Origin of the sequence: Alteromonas sp. 76-1, from assembly GCF_900654235.1 — a bacterium.
In the GTDB taxonomy this organism is placed as follows: domain Bacteria; phylum Pseudomonadota; class Gammaproteobacteria; order Enterobacterales; family Alteromonadaceae; genus Alteromonas; species Alteromonas naphthalenivorans.
Map to the genome: position 1 here is coordinate 3,458,121 of NZ_LR136958.1, position 22,378 is coordinate 3,480,498.

Sequence of the window (22,378 nt, forward strand, 5' to 3'; positions counted from 1 at the left end):
AGCGTTAAACAGGTTATCGCGCGTGTTAACCGTAACAACAAATGAACTAGCAGGTAGTTTTTTGTAATCTTACTTGTTCTCTGCGCTGTATAAACCCATAGACAAGTAACGTGAACGGAATTACATGAGCACAACGCAATCTACTCAAGCAGAGTCTGCTTTGGGGTTAACGCTAAAAAACTGGTGGAGTATTGTTAAACGTACATTTACCAACATCCAAAGCCATAATATCCCTCTTATCGCCGCCGGCGTTGCGTTTTACTGCTTACTGGCGATATTCCCGCTTCTTGGTGCCACTATTTCCTTATATGGCTTAATGGTGTCACCCGAAGAGTTGCAAAATCATATGGCCTTACTGGTTAACGTAGTACCTAGCGACAGCAGCTATATTATTGAAGAACAACTCAAAAACCTTACTCAAAAATCCAGCTCAGCCTTGGGATGGGGCTTCTTCCTAACGCTTTTCTTATCATTATGGAGTAGCAGTAAAGGGGCCAACGCACTTATTACCGCATGCAATATTACCTATATAGAAGACAATGGCAGAGGCTTTTTTAAAGGCTTAATTGCCCGCATAACTGGCACCATTTGCATGATAATCACCGTCATTGTTGCGCTAGTTTGCATTACGGTTCTTCCGGAATTAATAAGTTGGATTTCTGGCGGCTTAATAAGCTTCAAGCAAGCTTCATGGATAACCTGGCCTGTATTGCTGTTGCTCTTTAATATTGGACTTTCTGCACTATACCGTTACGCACCTCATAGACGTTCAGCACAGTGGCGGTGGGTTACACCGGGGTCGTTGTTCGCCACTTTGTTATGGATTGCCGCATCTTATGGCTTTTCTATTTATTTGAATGAATTCGCCAGCTACAACAAAACTTACGGCTCGGTAGGTGGCATTATCATTCTACTCATGTGGCTGTACTTAAGCGCCTACATCATACTTATTGGCGCTGAAGTAAACTCGTCAATTGAGCTTCAAACTAGCGCAGACAGTACCGTGGGTGAAGACAAGCCTATGGGTGAACGAGATGCCGTGGTGGCTGATAATACGCCGGAAGATTTGAAGAGCTCTTGAATCAAATAAAAATTCTGTCGCAATTAATTGCGACAGAATTTATGACCTTAAAAACTAGTTTTGTGGATCAGCCCTAGTTAATGCGTTGGCCAAATTCCTCCGAACTTCATACACGTCTGTCATTTTTGTTCCTCGATACTCACGTACTTCTTGTGCGGTAAACATTTGGTGTTCCTTCACCTGAACAATATCATTAGCAATATAATTTAATACATTGGCCAACTCACTGTCAGTTAAGGGGGAGTTTGCTGCGCCCGGCACACTTACCCAATATCTCCGACCTTCTGGGGCATGCATAAATAACTCGCCATGAGTATGAAAATTTGGTGTTTGGGGCGGCATACCTGTACCGTCTGATCTGTGACACCCTTGGCATTGCAACATATAGTCTGTCTTCGCTTTAGTTAAACCAGCCGCTTGTACACTGTTGGAATAGCTTATTGAAACTATGGCCAACAACGCCAAGCCAACATGTAAAAATAAACGCATTGTGTCCTCCCAATTACCTTTATGGCGCAGTAAGTGCTTTTCTCAGCGTATGGCTTTTAGCCAATGCGCCCTGCGCTATTTTTGCTCGTACTATCGAGACATCATTTTCTGAAATAGGGCTGCTATCATCCAATGAAGGCTTCGCTACATTGGTAAGGACATAATTTAGAACCGATGCAATTTCACTGTCTGAAAGTGATGGACCAAATGCTTGCATATATCCGCTAAACGCGTTGCCCTGAGAAGTAATCGGGCCGCTTAGTCCTTGTAACACAACACTAATCAGATATTGCTTCCCTCCCTCTTGTTCAAATATATCAGGTAGTTTTGTAAGCGGTGGAAAAGCCCCAGGAATACCCTCCCCTGTTGCTAAGTGGCATGCAGAGCAAGTGGCAAATGTTTGTTTACCGCTTTGATCTTCAGCATAAAGTGAAGTGGAAAAGCTCAGAACGCTTACAGCTGTGCAAAGCACAGCTGCTCCTCTAATTGCTCTAACCATCGACCGCCACTCCTAGCACAACACCAGTCGAACACGTATACACATTACTAGAGGTTCCCAAGCACCAATTGATATCATTGTTAGCTTGCGGTCGATAAACCGGCTTATCGTTTTCATTACGATTACATAAACACCTGCCACAGCTAGTTTTACCACAACAATCGTTATACGAAATGATGTAATCTTTTCCATCTGCGGGATTACGGCACGTTCCAATCCAAGTGATGGGTGACATTTCGGTTCCAGGTGGGCAGCTAGATGCAGTACCACCGCAACACGAACAAAGAAATCCGTCGATAGCGCAATAGCGCCAATAATCGCAACTTGTTGGGTCGCCTGGGTCGCCATCTAACCCTGAAACTTGTTTTCCAACACCGGGATAACCACCGACCACTTCTGACGCCCTTGCAACAGGTAGCAAAGGCACCACGGCAGCCCCCACCATTAGCTTTGATATGTTGGTTAACAAATGACGACGAGAGGTATTCTGTGCAACTTTACGCGAACTGCGCTCCATTAATTTATCGAGAAATTTCATGGTAATCTCCTTAGGCAAAGTTTTTCTGCATGTATTCTTGAAGACTGGTGTAGCCAGTTTCTTTCACGTTAAACAAGCTTTCGATATGCTCACGAGAATTAACAATACCCATCGCTTGCAAAATACCTTTTTCATCAATTAGCACCGCGTATGGCAACTTTGCAACGCCAAATTGCTTACCTACAAGTTCACTGTTTACAACGTTTGCTTTTTCTAGCTTTTGGGCCTGAACAAATTGTTCAATTTGTGTTTTATCGCCATCTGTTGCAAAAACCAAATCTACCCATGACTGCTCTTCATTAGATATTGATTTAGCAATGGGAATAAGCGATTTGCACATCGGGCAGGTTGGCGAGACAAAGAAAAGCAACTGACATTTACCTGACGAAGGCGCTCCACCAATTGTTATTGTTTGTTCGCCTTTTAGATTAATTGCATCTAATTTTGGTGCAACATCGCCCACTTTTAATTGTTTATTAATAGATAGTGCACCCGCTGGCGCCACTCGTTCGTAAAGCACACCAATCTGACGTATTAAGGCAAATACAATGGTAGCCAGTACAATTAGCGCTAACCACAAGATGATGTTTGAAGCGATAAGTAAATTAATCATGTCTAACCCTCAAGTTTTTTAACAAGGCGTGGTTTTCCATCACACCATCAATGCTGTTGTAAGTAATAAAAATAAGCAGTGAAAAAATAACGCCCATTGCCCATACCGCCATAGAGTCAGAATAGGAATGGAAAGAAAAGTAAAATACAGCCACTAATGCCATGAGCATAAGGTTGCGCACTAACAAACGCGCAGGCTCCACCTCGGCCACCGGTGAATTTAGTGAACAACCACAATCTTCTAGCTTTTTGTTAGTTAGCGCTGCATGAGCCAAAAATGCAGCATAGGTAGCAAACAAGCTAAAAATGACCACGCTGGTGATGAAAGGAGTAACCAAGGTAAACGCTATTATCGCTACAGCAATAACGCCTAACTCGATAAAAGGCACCACTTTGGCCGCAGGTAAAGCCCATGAATGTGGTAGAAGTTCGTAAGCAACAAAGGCTTGCCGAAATCGTGCTGGCTCTTTCAATTTATGCACTGCACTGGCTAAAATTAGTGAAAGAAAAAAGCCTAATAAACCAATTTGTAGAACCTGTAGAAGAACGCCTAACATGGTCTACCTCCCTCTATGAAGCACAATTGGCATAGTGGAGTCACCAACAGAGATGAAGCGCTGATATTCCCCTTTCAAGTCGTAAATATCCAAGCCCATCTCAATATTGGTGACCACCAATAGAGGGGTTTCAGAGCGCGTAACTTCAATCGAGAATGCATTCTTTTTCAACGTTATGCGTTGTACTCTTTTTTGAGTGGTGGTATCGAACACCCACACTTCTTCGCCACCAAATTTATGACTACCGTTGTAGCCATCTTTGTGCATAACAACGTATAGCAATTTGTCATCATCTGAAGAAGCAAACTGCCATCCTCCTGGACGCCAATTTTGCTTCGCCTCTTCGTCTGAAACTAATGACCATGTAGGCAGTAACTTAGGTTCAGCCGCAGACAAGTCAATGGGCTGAACTTGGCTTTTGTAAGAAAAGAAATAAGCGGTTTTACCGATAAAAACAGGTTTATCGAATAAGGGATCGTTTTCAACGCTAAAGAAAGGCTTTAAATCGGTACGATTTGTTTCTTGCCCTTTCTCATCAAATGAAACAGCTTTCATTCCACCGTTACCACACAGAGAAGCAAAGCCTTTGTCTCCCATAGGGTAAATTAAGTTACAGCCCGCGATGGGCAGTTCACTGAGTATTTCCAGTGAGTCGGTATCCATAACCATGACTGAAGTTGCCGGTGTAAAAGCGAGTATCAACAGATACTTGTCGTTATCGACTAGCTTCAACATGTACTTACTAGCAACAATTTGTGCACGGTTATTTTTAGGTAACAGAACTTCCTTAGTTCGTTTTAACGTCGCTTTGTCGTAGATAGAAATAACATCGGTACGTGTTCCGCTTGTCCCCCTAGAATAGAAAGACTCGGCCACATAAAGGAGGGGCTTGTCTTTTGATTCAACAAAGTTTGCCATCATTGATGCATCAACAAACCCTTTGAATTCATTCGTGTCTGCTGCAACGTCAATAATAGCGACTTTGCCTGCTATCATTGAATTGAAATTAACATCATGGGCAAACACCCATGTGTCAGGATAAGCTGAAGGTAATGTTTCTACCGAAGGAATAGGCTCCGGTGCCAACTCGGCCGCTGCGGGTAAACCACAACATGCCAAAAGTACTGCGGATATCGCGTTAGTCAGTTGTTTACGCATAATAAAATGTTCCTGAATAAGTGACTCGAATTCGCCGCGTTTTTCAACGCCGCGCCATAAACTTAAAACCACGAGTATTTAAAGGACACGCCCCACCATCTAGGTTTACCGTAGTATTGCTCGGTGATACCAAATACATCGGGCCCAGAAAGATCGAACGCTTGTACCACATATTCTTCGTCAGCAAGGTTATCGACGAAGGCGCGTACCTGCCAAGAATCGTCACCCGAGGTGTACGTTATAGAGGCGTTGTAAATGGTGTAGGCTTCTTGCTGAACGGTTTCGGCGTCAGACAGTGCGAACTTAACGTCATCACGAAATACAAAGTCTGCCTGTAAGGCTAAATAGCCATCCGCTAACGGCATGCTGTAGCGAACAAGCCCGTTATAGTTCCACTTTGGTGATTGTACTGGCGTGGTTGTTGATCCATCAGCTAAGGTAGCTTCAGCATCGTTGAAGGCTGCACCAAGTAATACATCCCAGTTGTCTCCAATTTGGCCTTGGTATTCCAACTCAAAACCTTTTGATGATGCATCTGGCGAATTGATGGTAATGGTATCTAAACCAATGATGTTGAAGATTTGGTAATCGTTGTAATCATAGTAATACAAAGCGGCATTTAGCCGGCCGAACTCACCAACATCCGTTTTAAGCCCAGCCTCAAATGCATCAAGTTGCTCTGGGTCGTAACTTAACGTGGCATCATCGTAATCGTTGGGGGGAGCTAGCGGAAAAATGGGGGCGTTGTAACCACCGCCTTTCACACCGCGATTCCAGCTAAAATATGTCAACATATCTTCAACTGGATACCAGTTAAGCTGCAACCGCGCCGCTATTTCGGAGTCTTTCCTACTTGCAGCGTATTCACCTAAAACGGCTTGAAGAGCGATGTTATCGCTATCGGCAAAACCTGCAACCGACTCAGGGTTTAAAAATTCAACGGCGCTAACACTGAAATCGAACTCTTTTTCATCTTGAATGAAGCGAAGGCCACCAATAAGGGTTAGGTCATCCCGAAATGGATATTCCAGCTGTGCAAAAACTGAAGTAGAGGTTAACGTTGAAGTATAAGGGTTGAACAACCCTCCTTCGCTACCCTCTGCGGTAGTCCCTCCGCCACCAATAAGTGGATCAGAAATAGCGCCATTGGAATCATCTATATCTAGGTCGAGGTAGTAGGCTCCGGTAACCCATAGCAAATCCCCTGCACTGCCTTCTAGGCGCAACTCTTGTGAAAACTGTTTGGCATCTGTAGTAAGGAAAAAATTAAAAAGAGGAACGGGTGAAGCATCACTATCTTCAATATAAGTGCGCTCAACATTCGACACGTCGGAAATTGACACCAATTTCAACTCGTCGTTTATTTGCCAATTAAGCGTTGCTGTAGCGCCGTTGGTTTCTAAGTCGTTGAAACCGGGGTCGTCATAGTCACCTGCATATACATCGCCGTCGTTGTCGATATATCCCAATACAGGGTTAATTTCATCAGGCGTAAGCTCACCCGAACGAACTGAACTTACATTTTCAAAAAAACCGGTATCAATATTTTGTTCAGCGTAACGAAAATTAAATAACGCTTCAAAATCACTGGTTGGCGAGTAGAGGAATTGTATGCGGGCGGTCTTATCATCAGCGTTATTAAGATCATTGCCGGTGTAACGATTAGTAATATACCCATCGGCTTTGTTGATATTGACAGAAACGCGGGTAGACAAATTATCAGTCAGGCCAGTACCAATAGCCCCCTCAAATTTTTTCTGATTGTAATCGCCAAATGTGATTTTTGCATAAGCATCAAGTTCTTGGGTAGGCTTTCGAGTTATGTAATGCACCAAACCACCTGTAGCATTTCGCCCGAATAACGTTCCCTGAGGGCCGCGAAGTATTTCTACGCGTTCAAGGTCGAATAGGCTGAACCCAGCACCAGACATTTGGCTGATATAAACTTCATCAACATACAGCGCGACAGGGCTTTCTACATTCGTGGTAAAATCGGAATTTGTTACGCCTCGAATACCTACAGAATAATTAGCTTCACCGTTAGGTTGAACTGTTTGAACACCTGGCGCCATCGCCGTAACTTGTTGAGCGTTATCGAAACCCAAAGCGTCAAGTTGCTCACCTGATAGTGCTGTAATGGCTATCCCGACGTCTTGAACGCTCTGTTCTCGCTTTTGAGCTACCACGCTTATTTCTTCGAATACTTGCTGTGCAAAGGCGAATTGTTGCGTAACTCCCCCTAAAGCAAGCGCGAGTGCAATATTACTTATCCTCATGTTCTTCCCCCAGTTTCAAGTTATAATTTTTATGCGTTTCAATTACGACTGAGCAACTTCCAAGCCAAATTGGTACAGGTGAACTATATTGAGTTGTGAATAGTATGTAAGTAAAAGCAGATTCGCGTATAATTGAACGCGACTAGGCAGGTAAATTTATTAGGCCTAATAGTGGCGATTATCAAGATACAAAGACCAAGGAAAAACATGCCAAAACGCGGTCCCTATAAAGCTGGATTAGAACGTCAGAAACAAATTCTAGAAGCAGCCAGAAAATTACTGATTGATGAGGGGTATCATAATTTTTCTATACGCAAGGTTGCGAAAAAAGTAGGTATATCACCGGGTAATTTACAGCACCATTTTGCAACTCGGGAGGAGCTTGTTTCGGCAATGCTTGATGAAGTCATTAGTGTGTACATACTTCAGCTTGGAGAACTTAGAAACAAAGCCCCTGGCCCGAAGGACTGTCTCAAAAGTGTCATTGAATTTGTGACGAGAGATTTGCAAACCAGAGATACAACCGTTTTCTTTCCTGAAATATGGTCACTGTCAAATCACGATGCATACGTAGATGGTTTGATGCAAAATATGTATGAAGTTTATCGCAAGATTTACCAAGATATTGCCCTTGAAATAAACCCCTCACTTAGTGAAAAACAATGTCAGCTAATCGCGTTATTTATTTCTTCAATTATCGAAGGGCATACCATGTTTATCGGTTTTAAAAAGTCTTATAACCAAGATTGTGAAGATGTAATAATTATGATTTACGATACTGCAATTCAGTTGATTGAAAGCGGAAACATTCCCGATTCGGATAGTAAAAATCAACCACAAAAATAGGACACTCGTACCATTTTGCACCAGATTTGAGCGCAATTTAATCACATTGCACACTTTTTGCGCTCTTAATTTATAGTGTGGTTATAAATATACGCGTTTACGCCTAGCTCTCATCGCTTGAACCACCCTTTTTTTGTTGCTCAACTCTGTTAAGCGTGTCATCTATTTCGTTAGCAGACTTACTTAGTTTAGATGCACTGAAATCATTTTAGGACGAAACCAATAGGTAAAGTGAAGGAATCAACGTAGTAGCAACAAACCCATCTTCTAATGCGGTATCATACCCCTAATTAAATACAGGAATGTGCAGCTTAATGACCACAGACTACTCTTCATTGTTACAAACCCTTTTTGGATTTTCATCGTTTCGTAGTGGTCAGCAAGAGGTTGTAGATAGTCTGCTTAATCAGCGCTCATCACTTGCCATATTTCCCACGGGTTCAGGTAAGTCGCTGTGCTATCAATTTGTAGCAACGCAACTACCTCATTTAACCTTAGTAGTGTCGCCGTTGTTGGCGCTAATGAAGGATCAGCTCGCCTTTTTACATAGTAAAGGCATAGCTGCCGCCAGCATCGATTCAACACTAACCGCTGAACAAAATAAGCAAGTCATGAACGACGTACGTTCTGGTGAATGCAAAATACTCATGGTGTCGGTAGAGCGCTTTAAGAACGAACGTTTTAGGCAGTTTATAGAGTCGATTCAAGTTTCAATGTTAGTAATTGATGAAGCCCACTGTATCTCTGAATGGGGGCACAACTTTCGTCCTGATTACTTGAAACTACCAGCCTATCAGCAAGAATTAAACATTCCCTTAGTGTTACTGCTGACTGCGACGGCCACTAAAAAAGTGAAGCTTGATATGGCACGTCGGTTTAATATTGCGACAGATAATATTGTTCAAACGGGATTCTATCGGCCCAACCTTAATTTGAATGTACTGCCGGTTGTTGAGAAGAATAAAAACCAAGCCTTACTGGAAGAACTTCAGCGCCAGCAAGGCGCGGGTATTGTATATGTAACGTTGCAACAAACCGCCGAACAAGTCGCACGGTTTTTACAACAAAATGGTGTCGCAGCAAGCGCTTATCATGCCGGACTAGACGGCGATATTCGCCAAAACATTCAACAAGATTTCATGGTGAACAAGCTACAAGTGGTAGTGGCCACTATTGCTTTTGGCATGGGCATTGATAAATCTGATATTCGTTTTGTTGTACATTACGACTTACCCAAGTCTATCGAGAACTACAGCCAAGAAATTGGTCGAGGTGGCCGCGACGGACAAAACGCAAACTGCACTGTGCTGGCCAACCTAGACGGTCTAGTGACTATTGAAAACTTTGTTTATGGCGACACCCCAGACAAATCCGCTATTGAACGGGTAATTAAAGACATTGCCAGTCAAGCTCCTGATCAAAGTACTAGTGCCTCACACGGCAGCCCTAGTGGCGGTACGTACCAATGGGAAACCCAAATAAATAGCTTGTCGACTTTAAGCAATATTCGTCAGCTACCGCTTAAAACCTTGCTAGTACAACTAGAACTCGCCAAGGTTATTCGCCCTTTATACGCCTATTTTGCTGAGTTCAAGTACCGTTTTAATACCAACAAAGCCGACATTCTCAACCTATTTAGCAAAGAGCGAAGCGATTTTCTAAACGCCGTTTTCACCCATACCGATATGAAAAAAGTATGGGGCGTAGTGAATTTCGACAGTATTTTTGAGCACTACGGGGCTGAGCGCGCAAGAGTAGTAACGGCATTAGAATATTTACACGAACATAATCATATCGAGCTAGCGTCGCGGTTAATTACCGATGTATATGAGGTTAATCAGCAAGCACTGTTAGCAGATGATTCACCCAATAGCCTAGCCGAAAACCTCGCCCACTATTTTGCTGAAAATGAACGTAAAGAAGTAAAACGTATTGCTGCGCTGGTACGGTTCTTCGAGCTTAACACCTGTTTAAACTATAACTTGTCGGCGTATTTTGATGACCAACAGGCGCCAAAAGAATGCGGCCACTGCAGTGTGTGCAATGGTAAAGTGGCCAAATTAGACTATTCAACGCCTATCCCCCAGCCAGATAAAGAACAAGTAGCCCAGGCGATGGCTGCCCTTAATACTCACCTTGAAGGTAAGTTTAACGAAACCATCACTGAATCTATCTATTGCCGTTTTTTAACCGCCATGACCATGCCTTTGTTTACCCGTTTAAAAGTAAGGCAAGTTGCAGGGTTTGGCAGCTGCGAGTTTTGCAGATATGCGGATGTGAAAGCCGTTGTTAGCGAGATTTTAGATGAAGGTGCTAGGCCTTAATACCTGTTATCCCTAATATCTGTTACTCTACGCGGCAAATATGCGCGGACCATAGTATCAGTTACACCGTGTCTCAGTTACACCGTGTCGCAGTAACACCGCGCCGCCCAATTCGTATACTTGCATAAAAACGCTACCTAAAAGTGCTAGCACCAAATAACAATAGTGCGGGCGCTACATAAAGATAAGTATAAAGATTAATAAGACTAGCGTTAGGCCTTACATAACGCGCTCAGCAAAATACTCAGGATTACCATGGCTCTTAAAGCAACCATTTTTAAAGCGGATATATCAATTACCGATATGGATCGCAATTACTACAATGAGCACAATTTAACTGTTGCTCGTCATCCCTCTGAAAACGATGCACGTATGATGCTTCGTATTGTTGCTTTTATTGTGAATGCTCATGAACAGCTGCAATTTACAAAAGGGTTATCTGACGACGAAGTGCCAGACATTTGGCAAAAGGACTTCAGCGACGTAATAGAACTGTGGATTGAGTTGGGCCAACCGTCCGAACAACGCATTAAAAAAGGCTGCAATCAAAGCCAGCAGATGATGATTTATGCTTACGCAGATAACAGCTTCGATGCTTGGTGGAAGAAAGAACAAAACAGCCTACGCACAAGAAAGAACTTATCGGTTTTCACCTTGCCAGAAAGCCTTTCTACCTCGTTAGCTAATGCCGTAGACCGTTCAATGCAAATGCAAGTAACGGTGCAAGATGGCCAAATATGGCTAACTATCGAAAGCGCTGGCAAGAGCGAATGTATAGAAGTGGAAATTGAAAAGCATTTGTAATTTTTTTAACGGTGCAGAATAGATAGCCGTTAGATGCTGATCTGGCCGACATAATGTTGCAATAAATACCTAATAACATGATTGGATTATGATTCTTCTATATATATCCAAGTGAAAATTCTACTAATTAACTTGCCGGAGTCCATCGACCGACTCAATTTGTTTACGCAGAGCGCAAAGCACTATTCAGCTGAATTTTCAGTCATAACGGCAATTAAAGGCTCGTCAGATAATGTTATGCACCAAGGATATTCAAAGCGTGCTAACAAGCTAAATTACTATAAAAAATTAACCTTAGGGGAAATCGGCTGCTTTCTTAGCCACAGAAAAGCCTGGTCTTTTATTGTCGAGCACAAGCTAGCGTTCACCGTAGTACTAGAAGACGATGTGATGTTCGAGCATAGCTTTCAACAACTAGATAAAGTAATAGATAAAATCAACGAGCCTTGGGACTACATAAACCTTAACGAAGTGCATGAGAAACGTTCTGCGACAACCGTCTTCATGTCTGAAGGTGTTTCTGTGGTCAAATATAATAAATTACCTATTGGCGCTTCTGCACAAGTCATTTCCTATAGTGGCGCTGAAAAGTTGCTAAAATATACAGAATCTTTTTCTAGGCCCTTGGACGTTGAACTTCAATGGTTAGCAGTAGATAAAATAAAAGCTTTAGGTATTAAGCCTTACCCGTTTAAAACAAGAAAGCTACATAGCGACATTGACCAATTTGGTAGAAGAAATAGTGTAAGTGGGAACCCTGTTGTGAAAGTTTTTAATCTAATAAAATTCCAGGCTCACCTTTTTAAACATTTCTGCCTCAATTTTTGGTTTTTAAATCATTGAGAAAGCCTAAACACTCTCTTAAATACCCTCACTTAAATGCACTCCACTTTGATAAGCACAACTTATCTCCCATTTTCGACAACATACTTTTTTTAGTACCACTTCCATTGTTTTCTTCTGACATTTCTTTATTAGCCATTATAGGCTGTTCACCCACTATTGAACGTGTGCTGCCAACGCGAGAATTACCAATCACAAACCTAGTCATGTTGATTTTTATCGCGCTAAAGCATGCGCCAACCCTGCTCGTTTTCATGTTCATTTCGCCAATCCCTTTTCGACATAAATTCGTAAGTTTTTCCTCATTCGGTAACGTAAGTTTCGCGATTAACCCTTTACTTCACCAACGATAAAAACTAACTTAAAAGATAAGCTGAACTTATATAACAACGATTAATGGATAAACGATTACGATGGCTGAATAACCTGCTTTGTTTTGAAGTAGCCGCCCGGCATCAAAGCTACAGCAAAGCGGCAGAAGAGCTGTATATCTCGCAAGCCGCGGTAAGCCAACAAATGCGGCAGCTAGAGTCTAATTTAGGGGTAAGCTTATTTCGTAGGCAAGCTCGAAAAATGCTGCTAACTGGGCCGGGAAGAACCCTTTATGCATCCTGTGAGAAAGGTTTTAGTGAAATCGTAAGTGGTTTGAATCAAGTACATGAAGAGCCCTTGGAAGGCAGTTTAACCGTTACCTCCACTCAGGCTTTTTGTGCATTGTGGCTTATGCCCAACTTATTCGAGTTTTTTAATCAGTACCCCACCATAAATATTAATATTCAAGCATCTAATCGCATTGAAAGCTTACATAAAGGCGATATTGATATCGCCATTCGCTTTTCAACCTCTAGCACAGCGGCCAAGGATGACAGCCTTATTGTACAAAGGTTCGGTGAAAATGGCGTAGTGCCCGCCTGCTCCCCTGAGTTTCAAACTCAAATGCAGCTGCATAGCGTTAAAGACATGTTGGGGGCACGCCTACTCGCACTTGCAGGAGAAGAGAAAGCAAGTTGGGAAGCATACTTTGAACACAGCAAAATTAATCTTTCAAATAAGATACTAAGAAAGACGGTGGTATCTTCGAGCGATCTTGCCGTTAGCGCAGCACTGGCAGGCCAGGGTGTTATGTTAGCTTCTGATGTTATGATTGGTCAGTATTTGAAATCAGGGCAATTGGTGGTACCCATTGATATTCCCCATCCAGTGCGCTGGAAATCTCATTTTGTATATCTAAAGAACTCACCAAAACAACAACGCATAGCGCATTTCTGTGAGTGGCTTACAAAAAAAATGGCAAACCATGAAGCACTACAAACGTAAAAACAGGTTAAAACCGCGTTAGCCGACGGTGAAGATATTCATTTTCTTCTGTCAGCTTTTCTTTTTGTTTCAGTAACTCAACAATCATCGCTACCGCTACCCAATCCAACTCTAATTGAGAATATAGCGTTATGGCTTTTTTGACCCAACGAACACTGCTGGTATCGAACATCCAGTCGTTCTTATCGTCGCCAGAAACAGGTTCAGCTATCCCGTAATCAATAACTTCAACTATCATTTCTTGGTTTAACCGTTCAACTTGGCAAAGTTCTTCGAATGATATTACTAGCAGCGTATCAACCATTTTCTTTACTCCATTGTGAGCGAGGGTCGTCGTGTTTTAATTCCGCCAGTTGTTGCCATAACACTTTGTCTTCATCACTGGTTGTGTTTGGTATAACGATTTTTAAAACAGCAATCATATCGCCAACGCCGGTTTTCATTTTAAGGCCTTTACCCTTAACCCGTAATTTTTGACCTGTTTGACTATTTGGCTTGATATTCAAACTAATTTTGCCGGTCAACGTTGGCACTTCAACCTTGCATCCCAGCGCGGCTTCCCACGGTAAAACAGGTACAGTTAGAACAAGGTTATGCCCTTCAACATCAAACAGTGGGTGTGGTACTAATCGAATGTGTAAATAAAGATCGCCATCTCTACCTTGCCCCTGCCCTTTGCCGCCTTGGCCTTTAAGCCTAATCCGCTCTGAGTCAACCACGCCGGCTGGTATTTTAACTTTTAGGGTTTTATTGACGTGTTTAATCTGCCCATTTTCTAATGATGGCATCGAAAATTGAATTGTTTTAGGCGCTTCTGAAAACAAGTCTTCAAGGAATACTGGCACTTCAATCTCAGCATCTTGGCCGTGATCGCTAAACCCAGAAAAATCGTCTGCTTGATGACTTCGCGGCCCCTGATTAAAACCACCGCCAAATACGGAATTAAAAAAGTCTGAAAAGTCGCCGCCGTTATGAGCGCCATTGAAATCGTTATTACTTTGCCAGCCTGGTGGCGGTTGAAAATTATCGTGTGAAGTTGCACCATATTTTTTCAATTCGTCATATTCAGCTCTGCGCTTCGGATCTTTAAGCACCTCATAAGCTTCAACTAATTCTTTAAATTCTTCATCGGAATTACTGTCTGGTTGCATATCTGGGTGCAGCTTTAGCGCAAGCTTCCGATAGGCTTTTTTTATTTCCTTTAAATCAGCATCTTCTTTAACACCAAGGATCTGATAATAATCTTTAAATTCCATTCAATGATGCTCAGCGTAGTGGCTATAGAATACTTAATATAGCGGATGCCGATAAAGCATCATTTGATATTGATCAAATATCAACAGGTCTACAAAAAATGGGGAGGGAATGATTAACGTTGTATAGGAAATTTGGCTTCGATTTAGGCTAAAAATGAAGGGGGGCCAATGCAATGTGACCCATACAAAAAACGCAAACCTGATTTAATCATCAGGCCCTTCTACTGTAAATACTAGATGCCTTCGCATATCTTTTAGAATAACCCCTTTTTTCACCATGGCGGCGCTTAATCGCTTTCGCCATTTTAATAATTCCGGTTCCGCGGCGGCTAACGATTGTTCTTCTTCAAACTGAAAGCGCAGTAATAAAGAGCTTGGGAACATCTCGTATTTCATATCAAACCAGCACTGCACCATGCCGGGAATTTCAGCGCGCCCTTGCTCTTCAAGCATGTTCGCAACATCAAGGACAAGTGCTTGTTGTTTAAGTTGCACTTTAGAAAGTTTTTTCATGAATATAGCCCAAGGTGAAGATTAACTTTTATAGCCGCTAAATCTAAACGAAAAACTACTAGCTGAACAGAAGGAACGCAGATAGAGATAGAATTTATGCAAACGTTTAAAATGGACTGTAAGCGTAAAAAGTATCAAGAGCACTCAAATAAGCGCTACAGCAGATGAAAAGCTTCAAAAGGTGACTAGAAGCGCTAATACTCTTAACACTTTGATGACAATTTAAGCTAAACTGAAGCTTCAACGATTAGTGATAACGACCGATATTTTCTTCTCGCGTTACGCTAATAATTGAACAAAACTTTATTACTAACCTTAACATTTGCACTAAATTCAGCAAAAGGAGTTTCACCATGAAAAACAAAGCAATTGCGTTAGCATTATTACTGTCTGTAGTAGGTTGTTCTGAGTCTAATAAAGAGGCAACAGAAGAAGCAAAAAAAGAAGCCATGATGGAAATGGAGAAGGCTGGCGACGCGACAGCTGACGGCTACGAAGAAGGAAAAGAAAAAGCAGCTGATGCTTGGGATGAAACTAAAGACTCTGCATCAAGTGCTTATGAAGATGGTAAAGACATGGCTTCTGATGCTTATGAAGACGGCAAAGACATGGCTTCCGATGCATATGAAGACGGCAAAGATATGGCCTCTGACGCGTACGAAGATGGCAAAGAAAAAGGTGCTGACATGATGGATGCTGGTGCTGAGAAAGTGCGTGAAGCATGTATTGCAATGAAGAAAAAAATGGGTGGTGACGTAAGCGAGTGTGATAGTAAAGACTAATACACCTCAACGCGCTCTTCACTTTGAATCTAGGCAGATAGTCTGCCTAGATTTGAGTGTTTCAATGTATGCGGTGGTTTTTCTGAGAGTCATTTCATAAAAACTTTGACTGCGACACTATTGGCTAAGGAGCGTATCAACCATACTCTGCAGAGGTCGGTGAAGGCGGTATTTACCACATGAATAAACTGCTAAGCATTATAGCGTTGATGTTCTCTCCGTATTGTTTGGGTGGTAGTTTCGAGCAAGATATAGTTTCCGCTGCAATTGAACGCACCAAACATGACATTACCTATGATGGGTCATATTTTTCTATTGCATACCCCAATGGTGACGTTCCGAAAAATATTGGCGTTTGCACAGACGTAATCATCCGCACCTATCGGTCACTTGGCACCGATTTACAAATGCTTGTTCATCAAGATATGTCTGATAACTTTGCAGTATACCCATCGAAACAAATTTGGGGTTTGAATAAACCAGATAGAAATATCGATCATCGTCGTGTGCCCAATTTACAGGTGTTTTTATCTCGACATGGTGAGAGTTTACCTATAACGCTTGCAGCAGAAGATTATGCACCAGGAGATATTGTCACTTGGTCACTACCTAGAAATTTACCGCATATAGGTATTGTCAGCGCTACACTTTCAGAAGCAAGTGGCAACCCACTTATAATTCATAATATTGGCTCAGGCCCAACTATTGAAGATATGTTGTTTAGATATCGAATAACAGGGCACTATCGTTACGTACCACAACATTACCTCGCCTCTTCAATGAACATCTAAGAATAAACATGAGCCATTCTTTTCCACGTCCATATTAGGCGTAAAATTCCAGAACTTGACTACAAAATTGTTATTTCTTTACAGCGTGGCCATATTATCTAGCCTATTAATTTACATAGTGATTTATAAATAAATCATTCATTTATGGTATTATTTCGTCGAAATAACCCTTGAACTAACATTACCTAAACAGCATATAACGGAAGTGAGAAGAAATGGACTCTGCAACACCCAAATCCCCCGCGAAACCTATAAAAAGGCAACAGCCAGTCATAAAATTAGATAATTCTGATTTAGTTAAAACTGGATTTTGGGTCGGACAAATATTTATGGTTATTGCGACCGTGGTAGGCGTTTATTTAGCCGCACAAGAAGGCTTGTCGCAAGCGCTATTGTTTGAAAATTTAAATAGCAAAGAAAAAAACTATTATCTACAACACGCTTTAGCCGATGAGCTCGATGATAATATTATTGCCCTGAATGCCTATGCTAACCTGCTTCAAAACAAACCTATTTATGACATAAAAGCTAACCGTCCCGTTGTCAGCGATTTTGTGTGGGAAAGTATGAAATATTCCCCAAATGCATTAGAAACACCAAGCAACATTCTCTCTGCAATCCGTCGATATAATTCTGAAGTTGCGTTGATTATTAAAAAAATGGAAGGTAATCAATTCGGGCCTAAGTACGGTTCGAGCTTGTTGTTAGCGCTCAATGAAAAGGTAACTGATGGCGCGCTAAGTGATCTTATTCATCATTATACTCAACTACACCAAGAATTAGTTGAAGCTGGTATCGATGTTAGCCCTTTGACGAATAGTGAAGGAGCATAGTTATGGATAAATGTCCTAATTGTGTAAGCACTTCAATGGATAAGCATGTATTTCATCAACAGGAAGTTGAGCAATGCCAAGTCTGTAATGGTATCTGGCTAGAGGCTGGTGAACTAAACGATGCTTTATCTGTGGCTGACAACGGTCATTCGAAAGTTGTTTTAGAAGAGGCTTTGGGTGAAATGCTTGGTGCATCAGAAAGACATTGTCATGTTTGTGATACCAAGCTATTTCGATATTATCTGATGGCGGGGTTTGAAGTTGAAGTTGATGCCTGTCCAAGCTGCAGTGGTGTATGGTTGGACAAAGATGAGTTGGAAAAAGTGACTCATTCTCCTGCAATAGCAAAAGCCTTATTAGAATTAGACAAGCCTACTCAAAAGCGTACATGGTTATTTCAATTTTTGTCTCAAATGCCAGTGGAATACAACTTAAAGCCTAAACAAACGCCTTGGGCTATGTATTCTTTAGTTTTCTTAAATCTACTCTTCTTTGTTAGTTATGCTTTTGGGTTTATTGACGACTCTTATGCTTTTGATAACTTTGCTGTACATCCTGACCAAGTCAGTCATGGACAGCAGTTGTGGACATTAATTTCGCACATGTTCATGCATGCAGGGGTAATGCATCTATTAGGAAACATGTATTTCTTGTATATCATAGGTGACAATTTAGAAGACGCCCTCGGACATGGTAAATTTATTTTTTATTATACCTTGTGCGGTTTGGCTGCTGTTGCTGCTCAAACTCTAGCTAATACAAGCTCATTTATTCCTGTGGTAGGGGCTAGTGGAGCTATTGCCGGTTTGTTTGGTATGTACCTATTATGGTTTAGGCATGCAAGTTTAACGGTGATGATTATTGTTTATCAGAAAAAAGTTAGCCCAACGATATTTTTTGGACTTTGGCTGCTTATCAATATTCTAGGCCTTTATTTGTCTGATGATAGCGAAGGTGGCGTAGCTTATTGGGCTCATATCGGTGGGTTTATTGCTGGCATCGCTATCGGGATGGCTTTTAAAAAGCAAGTGCTTGCTGCGAATCCGTTGTTGGCTGTGCTCAATAGTCAAGAAGTAAAAGTGAAGCGCTAGCCTTACTGAGTGCCAACAGCCTTTAAAAAGGTTGTTGGCTCACGTTCGCTTGAAATCCAAAGCGTCTTTTGCTTTTCCTCTTTTATCCCCCAAGCATGATAATAAAAGTACTCAGGCAAAGCGCCTTTAACTAGTAAATGAATCAATCAATTCGCCAAGCAATTTTATACTTTGTGTGCGAACTTCCTGCGAGCCATCAATAAAATTGAACCGCAAACAATTTCGATATTTTCCAGTGGCTGAAAACATTTGCCCCGGGGCAATATAAATACCATGCTCTTTGGCTTTATCAGCCAGTTTAACCGCGTCGTATTTCGCATTTAATTCAACCCACAGTACATACCCACCTTGAGGGTAACTTACGCATGTATCTTGTGGAAAATAACGCTTAATATCAGCGCGAAGTGCGTCTCGAGCGCTTAAATAGTAATGGCGCATTGCGCGTATGTGCTTGTCATAACCACCTTGTTCAATAAAACTTGCTATGGCGAGTTGAGGCAATGTAGGGCACATGGAACTGCTAACATACTTTGCATGAAGTACTTTGTTCCTGAAACTTCCAGGCGCTATCCACCCCACCCTAAACCCTGGCGCTAAGGTTTTAGAAAATGACGAACACAATAAAACCCGGCCATCCTCATCAAACGACTTAACCGTTTTTGGGCGCGGATATGAATACGCAATATCTCCGTAAATATCATCTTCAATAATGGCGACGTCGTATTCTCTGGCCATATCGTAAAGCGCTTTTTTCTTATCATCGGGCATAACAAAACCCTGAGGATTATTGACCGTAGGTGCTACCAATATGGCTTTAACCGGCCATTGATCAAGCGCCAGTTTTAATGCATCTAAACTCAAGCCAGTTTCAGAATCTGTAGGTATTTCTAGTGCTTTTAAATTCGCGCCTTTTATTGCTTGCATGGCACCGTAAAAGCCCGGTGACTCAACCACTATTACATCCCCCGCAGTGGCCACCGCACGAAGGCATACCGATAGCGCTTCTTGGCAACCTGAGGTAACGATAAACTCATCTGACTGCAACCTACAGCCCGAGGCAGCAGTAAGCCTGCTAAGCTGCTTTCTAAGGTTCTGATCACCCTTCACATCGCCGTAGACCATGCCATCAAGCGGCCTGTTCTTTGTTAACTCATGTAGGCGTTTTGTTAGTGGCTTTAAGGTTTTAGCAGTCATGTTAGGCATGGCGTGCTGGAACTGGCATCGCGTTTCAATTCCACTGTCTTTGTTAAACGTATTCAACAGCATGTTGAGTACATCTTCCCACTGAGACACATCCATCGGCCGTTGTGGCGGCTTAGTCATTTTAGGCGTGTTATTCAATGTGGTATTTGACGATACGAAATAGCCTGATTTAGGCTTTGCTTCAACGTACATTTGAGACTCTAGAACCCGATAGGCTTCTTGTACTGTAGCAATGCTGACGTGGTGCTCTTTAGACAGTTGCCTAACTGAGGGAAGCTTATCTCCTTGTTCAAATAGCCCTCGATCAATTTGCGCTTTTAACTCACAGGCAAGCGACTCATACAGTGTCATTCATTCTACTCGATATAGACAAAAACCATACAGATAACTATACCTCATCTAATCAACAGAATTTACCATACAGATCTAATGGTAATTGAGCATACAGTCGTCTTTCCTGCTTATCTGTATGGCTAACTTTCAATACATTTGGGACTAATGCATACACATATTAAATCGTACTATTTTGTGGCGTTATTAAATAACGCTTCTAAATGTGCAACTTAACTGTCGCTTATTGATTTAAATAAAAGAATAGAGAAAAGGACCATCATGGAAACTTCGTTACTTTTTGCACTCGCCACCTTTGCTTTTGTTAGCACAGTAACGCCAGGCCCCAACAACTTAATGCTATTGGCATCTGGAGCGCAGTATGGTTACAAGAAGTCAATTCCACATATGTTAGGCATTGTAGTGGGGGTGGCAGGGCTAATGATTAGCACGCTATTGGGCGTAGGAGCACTTTTCACATTATTACCCACCCTGTATACCGTACTAAAAGTATTAGGCATAGGGTATTTGTTGTGGTTGGCCGTTAAAATTGCCACTGCCCCAACTGATGAAATTGAGATCAAGAAATCCACCCGCCAAGGGCCACTTAAATGGTGGGAGGGCGCACTGTTTCAATTAATTAATCCAAAAGCGTGGATGATGGCATTAGCTAGCGTAGGCACATTTTCTATCCCCGGTGAACACTATGCAGAATCAGGCCTTATTATTGTTATGGCTTTTGCGTTTATTGGATTCCCGTGCATTTCAATTTGGGCTGCAGTTGGTGCCAAAATAAAAATTTGGCTTAGCTCGCCCCTACGCAGAAAACGCTTCAACTTCACCATGGCAGCCGCCACAGCTGCTACATTGTTTCTGATTGTGTAGCATCACGAATTATTCCGCGAGTACATTATTGTCAATAATGTACTCAAATTTCGTTGTCAGAACTTATGTAGTAATCCCCAACGCACTTGTTAAAACACTCTAGTATCAAATTACACACTTGAGTATGAAAAAAAATACTCTTCAATCTCAATAGCATTTTACTGTGCTACTTCTGTAGACTAAACTTTACACTAAAGTATTATATCAATATTACTTTTCGAGAAAATTCGTCTTTAAAAGTGCTTGATAGCGAATGTGACACGATTTTTATGGCGTTAGACACACGAATGAAAAGGAGATTTTTCGTTGTCAGTAGAAAAAAAAACCGTTCTGGTAGTAGATGATACACCTGAAAACATCGACTTACTCTCTGCAGTGCTAAGCCCCTACTTTAAAGTTAAAGCGGCAATGAACGGCACATTAGCTATAAAAATAGCTCAGAGTAGAAATAAACCGGATATCATTCTTCTGGACGTAATGATGCCTGACGTAGATGGTTACGAAGTTTGTCGCCAACTAAAAAGAGACGTTTCTACTGCCTCTATTCCCATCATATTTGTAACCGCAAAAAGTGAAATAGAAGATGAGCAAAAAGGTTTTGATCTAGGCGCTGCTGACTATATTGCTAAGCCTATTAGTCCGCCAATTGTAGTGTCGAGAGTAAAAGCACAGATTGCCCTTTACGACCAAGCCCGTCATTTAGAAGCACTTGTCGCTCAACGAACAGAAGACTTACATCATACTCGTCTTGAAGTCATACGCCGCTTAGGAAAAGCTGCTGAATATAAAGACAACGAAACTGGAATGCATGTAATTCGCATGAGTTACTTCAGCAAGTTTTTAGCTGAAAAGCTTGACGTGTCTGAAGAGTGGATTGACCTTCTTCACAACGCAGCTCCCATGCATGACGTAGGAAAAATAGGTATACCAGATTCTATTTTACTCAAGCCCGGCAGATTAGATCCGCAGGAATGGGAAGTCATGCAAAAGCACTCCCAGTTTGGATGCGAAATCATTGGCGACAGCGATGAGCCATTGTTGAACATGGCAAGAGAAATTGCACTTTACCATCACGAAAAATGGGACGGCAGTGGTTACCCTCAGGGTATAAAGGGTGAAGCAATTCCTCTTTCTGCGAGAATTGTTGCTATTACCGACGTATTTGATGCGTTAACGAGTGAGCGTCCTTATAAAAAAGCATGGACCGAAGAGCGCGCCATAGCGCTGATTGAGTCTGAATCTGGTAAACATTTTGATCCTAATCTTGTTCCATTATTTCTAGAGTGTTTAGAAAAAATAAGAGATATTCAGTCACGTTTCGGTGACGAAATATTTAAAGCTCGCGGTTAA

The 22,378-nt window shown here is 41.9% G+C and carries 24 protein-coding genes; 12 read left to right on the forward strand and 12 right to left on the reverse strand.

The genetic code is table 11. The features are described from left to right. Window positions 1–124: 124 nt before the first annotated feature. Window positions 125–1,081 carry a YihY/virulence factor BrkB family protein gene (locus tag ALT761_RS14920; RefSeq protein WP_129739769.1) on the forward strand — a complete coding sequence of 319 codons (957 nt, stop codon included), beginning with the start codon at window positions 125–127 and terminating at the stop codon, window positions 1,079–1,081. A 54-nt stretch (window positions 1,082–1,135) separates the two neighbouring features. On the opposite strand, the gene ALT761_RS14925 is transcribed toward ALT761_RS14920, so the two are convergent. The 7 genes from ALT761_RS14925 to ALT761_RS14955 all read right to left on the reverse strand — a co-directional run bounded on the left by ALT761_RS14925 (window position 1,136) and on the right by ALT761_RS14955 (window position 7,210). After that, entirely contained in the window at window positions 1,136–1,570 is a 435-nt protein-coding gene (locus ALT761_RS14925) for a c-type cytochrome (RefSeq protein WP_129739770.1), read from the reverse strand. Between the two features lie 19 nt (window positions 1,571–1,589). Continuing rightward, entirely contained in the window at window positions 1,590–2,042 is a 453-nt protein-coding gene (locus tag ALT761_RS14930; RefSeq protein ID WP_172602899.1) for a c-type cytochrome, read from the reverse strand. A 19-nt stretch (window positions 2,043–2,061) separates the two neighbouring features. After that, window positions 2,062–2,607: a methylamine dehydrogenase light chain gene (locus ALT761_RS14935; protein ID WP_129739772.1), complete on the reverse strand. Its 546-nt coding sequence runs from the start codon at window positions 2,605–2,607 to the stop codon at window positions 2,062–2,064. A 10-nt stretch (window positions 2,608–2,617) separates the two neighbouring features. Further along, window positions 2,618–3,220 (reverse strand): thioredoxin fold domain-containing protein, encoded by a 603-nt coding sequence (locus ALT761_RS14940; RefSeq protein WP_129739773.1) that lies wholly within the window; start codon window positions 3,218–3,220, stop codon window positions 2,618–2,620. Beyond that, window positions 3,213–3,776, reverse strand: a complete 564-nt coding sequence (locus ALT761_RS14945; protein WP_129739774.1) for a MauE/DoxX family redox-associated membrane protein — start codon at window positions 3,774–3,776, stop codon at window positions 3,213–3,215. Before ALT761_RS14945 ends, ALT761_RS14940 begins: the two co-directional genes overlap by 8 nt. Window positions 3,777–3,779: 3 nt before the next feature. Beyond that, entirely contained in the window at window positions 3,780–4,934 is a 1,155-nt protein-coding gene (locus tag ALT761_RS14950; RefSeq protein WP_129739775.1) for an amine dehydrogenase large subunit, read from the reverse strand. Window positions 4,935–4,996: 62 nt separating this feature from the next. Next, on the reverse strand, window positions 4,997–7,210 hold the full coding sequence (locus ALT761_RS14955) for a TonB-dependent receptor (RefSeq protein ID WP_129739776.1): 2,214 nt from the start codon (window positions 7,208–7,210) through the stop codon (window positions 4,997–4,999). Window positions 7,211–7,417: 207 nt separating this feature from the next. Here ALT761_RS14955 and ALT761_RS14960 point away from each other — a divergent pair, with 207 nt between their 5' ends. The 4 genes from ALT761_RS14960 to ALT761_RS14975 all read left to right on the forward strand — a co-directional run bounded on the left by ALT761_RS14960 (window position 7,418) and on the right by ALT761_RS14975 (window position 12,027). Next, window positions 7,418–8,056, forward strand: coding sequence for a TetR/AcrR family transcriptional regulator (locus ALT761_RS14960; protein ID WP_129739777.1), 639 nt, complete (start codon window positions 7,418–7,420; stop codon window positions 8,054–8,056). Between the two features lie 314 nt (window positions 8,057–8,370). Next, window positions 8,371–10,380: a RecQ family ATP-dependent DNA helicase gene (locus ALT761_RS14965; protein ID WP_129739778.1), complete on the forward strand. Its 2,010-nt coding sequence runs from the start codon at window positions 8,371–8,373 to the stop codon at window positions 10,378–10,380. Between the two features lie 255 nt (window positions 10,381–10,635). Next, entirely contained in the window at window positions 10,636–11,184 is a 549-nt protein-coding gene (locus ALT761_RS14970; RefSeq protein ID WP_129739779.1) for a YaeQ family protein, read from the forward strand. A 111-nt stretch (window positions 11,185–11,295) separates the two neighbouring features. Beyond that, on the forward strand, window positions 11,296–12,027 hold the full coding sequence (locus tag ALT761_RS14975; protein WP_172602900.1) for a glycosyltransferase family 25 protein: 732 nt from the start codon (window positions 11,296–11,298) through the stop codon (window positions 12,025–12,027). Between the two features lie 28 nt (window positions 12,028–12,055). On the opposite strand, the gene ALT761_RS14980 is transcribed toward ALT761_RS14975, so the two are convergent. Continuing rightward, window positions 12,056–12,289 carry a hypothetical protein gene (locus ALT761_RS14980; RefSeq protein ID WP_013783055.1) on the reverse strand — a complete coding sequence of 78 codons (234 nt, stop codon included), beginning with the start codon at window positions 12,287–12,289 and terminating at the stop codon, window positions 12,056–12,058. A 134-nt stretch (window positions 12,290–12,423) separates the two neighbouring features. Between ALT761_RS14980 and ALT761_RS14985 the strand changes: the two genes are divergently transcribed. Next, the gene (locus ALT761_RS14985; RefSeq protein ID WP_129739781.1) at window positions 12,424–13,344 is read left to right on the forward strand and encodes a LysR substrate-binding domain-containing protein; all 921 of its coding nucleotides are present in this window, start codon (window positions 12,424–12,426) and stop codon (window positions 13,342–13,344) included. A 7-nt stretch (window positions 13,345–13,351) separates the two neighbouring features. On the opposite strand, the gene ALT761_RS14990 is transcribed toward ALT761_RS14985, so the two are convergent. The 3 genes from ALT761_RS14990 to ALT761_RS15000 all read right to left on the reverse strand — a co-directional run bounded on the left by ALT761_RS14990 (window position 13,352) and on the right by ALT761_RS15000 (window position 15,113). Continuing rightward, window positions 13,352–13,648 carry a chaperone modulator CbpM gene (locus ALT761_RS14990; protein WP_129739782.1) on the reverse strand — a complete coding sequence of 99 codons (297 nt, stop codon included), beginning with the start codon at window positions 13,646–13,648 and terminating at the stop codon, window positions 13,352–13,354. Further along, the gene (locus ALT761_RS14995) at window positions 13,641–14,600 is read right to left on the reverse strand and encodes a DnaJ C-terminal domain-containing protein (RefSeq protein WP_129739783.1); all 960 of its coding nucleotides are present in this window, start codon (window positions 14,598–14,600) and stop codon (window positions 13,641–13,643) included. Before ALT761_RS14995 ends, ALT761_RS14990 begins: the two co-directional genes overlap by 8 nt. A gap of 204 nt (window positions 14,601–14,804) precedes the next feature. Continuing rightward, window positions 14,805–15,113, reverse strand: coding sequence for a hypothetical protein (locus tag ALT761_RS15000; RefSeq protein WP_129739784.1), 309 nt, complete (start codon window positions 15,111–15,113; stop codon window positions 14,805–14,807). Between the two features lie 353 nt (window positions 15,114–15,466). Here ALT761_RS15000 and ALT761_RS15005 point away from each other — a divergent pair, with 353 nt between their 5' ends. The 4 genes from ALT761_RS15005 (at window position 15,467) to ALT761_RS15020 (ending at window position 18,610) form a co-directional block, all read left to right on the forward strand. After that, window positions 15,467–15,895 (forward strand): hypothetical protein, encoded by a 429-nt coding sequence (locus tag ALT761_RS15005; RefSeq protein ID WP_129739785.1) that lies wholly within the window; start codon window positions 15,467–15,469, stop codon window positions 15,893–15,895. Window positions 15,896–16,074: 179 nt separating this feature from the next. Further along, on the forward strand, window positions 16,075–16,686 hold the full coding sequence (locus tag ALT761_RS15010) for a DUF1287 domain-containing protein (RefSeq protein ID WP_129739786.1): 612 nt from the start codon (window positions 16,075–16,077) through the stop codon (window positions 16,684–16,686). A 215-nt stretch (window positions 16,687–16,901) separates the two neighbouring features. Further along, window positions 16,902–17,519: a hypothetical protein gene (locus ALT761_RS15015; protein WP_129739787.1), complete on the forward strand. Its 618-nt coding sequence runs from the start codon at window positions 16,902–16,904 to the stop codon at window positions 17,517–17,519. A 2-nt stretch (window positions 17,520–17,521) separates the two neighbouring features. Continuing rightward, entirely contained in the window at window positions 17,522–18,610 is a 1,089-nt protein-coding gene (locus ALT761_RS15020; RefSeq protein ID WP_129739788.1) for a rhomboid family intramembrane serine protease, read from the forward strand. Window positions 18,611–18,736: 126 nt separating this feature from the next. On the opposite strand, the gene ALT761_RS15025 is transcribed toward ALT761_RS15020, so the two are convergent. Next, on the reverse strand, window positions 18,737–20,164 hold the full coding sequence (locus tag ALT761_RS15025; protein ID WP_129739789.1) for an aminotransferase-like domain-containing protein: 1,428 nt from the start codon (window positions 20,162–20,164) through the stop codon (window positions 18,737–18,739). Between the two features lie 261 nt (window positions 20,165–20,425). Between ALT761_RS15025 and ALT761_RS15030 the strand changes: the two genes are divergently transcribed. Beyond that, on the forward strand, window positions 20,426–21,028 hold the full coding sequence (locus tag ALT761_RS15030; RefSeq protein WP_129739790.1) for a LysE family translocator: 603 nt from the start codon (window positions 20,426–20,428) through the stop codon (window positions 21,026–21,028). Between the two features lie 306 nt (window positions 21,029–21,334). Continuing rightward, on the forward strand, window positions 21,335–22,378 hold the full coding sequence (locus ALT761_RS15035) for a response regulator (RefSeq protein WP_129739791.1): 1,044 nt from the start codon (window positions 21,335–21,337) through the stop codon (window positions 22,376–22,378).

Bases quoted from the DNA above. Each gene is read 5' to 3' on its own strand.
- ALT761_RS15005 (WP_129739785.1), top strand. From the start codon at position 15,467: ATGAAAAACAAAGCAATTGCGTTAGCATTATTACTGTCTGTAGTAGGT.
- ALT761_RS14955 (WP_129739776.1), bottom strand. From the start codon at position 7,210: ATGAGGATAAGTAATATTGCACTCGCGCTTGCTTTAGGGGGAGTTACG.
- ALT761_RS14965 (WP_129739778.1), top strand. From the start codon at position 8,371: ATGACCACAGACTACTCTTCATTGTTACAAACCCTTTTTGGATTTTCA.
- ALT761_RS14935 (WP_129739772.1), bottom strand. From the start codon at position 2,607: ATGAAATTTCTCGATAAATTAATGGAGCGCAGTTCGCGTAAAGTTGCA.
- ALT761_RS15000 (WP_129739784.1), bottom strand. From the start codon at position 15,113: ATGAAAAAACTTTCTAAAGTGCAACTTAAACAACAAGCACTTGTCCTT.
- ALT761_RS14960 (WP_129739777.1), top strand. From the start codon at position 7,418: ATGCCAAAACGCGGTCCCTATAAAGCTGGATTAGAACGTCAGAAACAA.
- ALT761_RS14995 (WP_129739783.1), bottom strand. From the start codon at position 14,600: ATGGAATTTAAAGATTATTATCAGATCCTTGGTGTTAAAGAAGATGCT.
- ALT761_RS15030 (WP_129739790.1), top strand. From the start codon at position 20,426: ATGGAAACTTCGTTACTTTTTGCACTCGCCACCTTTGCTTTTGTTAGC.
- ALT761_RS14970 (WP_129739779.1), top strand. From the start codon at position 10,636: ATGGCTCTTAAAGCAACCATTTTTAAAGCGGATATATCAATTACCGAT.
- ALT761_RS14980 (WP_013783055.1), bottom strand. From the start codon at position 12,289: ATGAACATGAAAACGAGCAGGGTTGGCGCATGCTTTAGCGCGATAAAA.
- ALT761_RS14925 (WP_129739770.1), bottom strand. From the start codon at position 1,570: ATGCGTTTATTTTTACATGTTGGCTTGGCGTTGTTGGCCATAGTTTCA.
- ALT761_RS15025 (WP_129739789.1), bottom strand. From the start codon at position 20,164: ATGACACTGTATGAGTCGCTTGCCTGTGAGTTAAAAGCGCAAATTGAT.
- ALT761_RS14950 (WP_129739775.1), bottom strand. From the start codon at position 4,934: ATGCGTAAACAACTGACTAACGCGATATCCGCAGTACTTTTGGCATGT.
- ALT761_RS14985 (WP_129739781.1), top strand. From the start codon at position 12,424: ATGGATAAACGATTACGATGGCTGAATAACCTGCTTTGTTTTGAAGTA.
- ALT761_RS14940 (WP_129739773.1), bottom strand. From the start codon at position 3,220: ATGATTAATTTACTTATCGCTTCAAACATCATCTTGTGGTTAGCGCTA.
- ALT761_RS14945 (WP_129739774.1), bottom strand. From the start codon at position 3,776: ATGTTAGGCGTTCTTCTACAGGTTCTACAAATTGGTTTATTAGGCTTT.
- ALT761_RS15015 (WP_129739787.1), top strand. From the start codon at position 16,902: ATGGACTCTGCAACACCCAAATCCCCCGCGAAACCTATAAAAAGGCAA.
- ALT761_RS14990 (WP_129739782.1), bottom strand. From the start codon at position 13,648: ATGGTTGATACGCTGCTAGTAATATCATTCGAAGAACTTTGCCAAGTT.
- ALT761_RS15020 (WP_129739788.1), top strand. From the start codon at position 17,522: ATGGATAAATGTCCTAATTGTGTAAGCACTTCAATGGATAAGCATGTA.
- ALT761_RS14920 (WP_129739769.1), top strand. From the start codon at position 125: ATGAGCACAACGCAATCTACTCAAGCAGAGTCTGCTTTGGGGTTAACG.
- ALT761_RS15010 (WP_129739786.1), top strand. From the start codon at position 16,075: ATGAATAAACTGCTAAGCATTATAGCGTTGATGTTCTCTCCGTATTGT.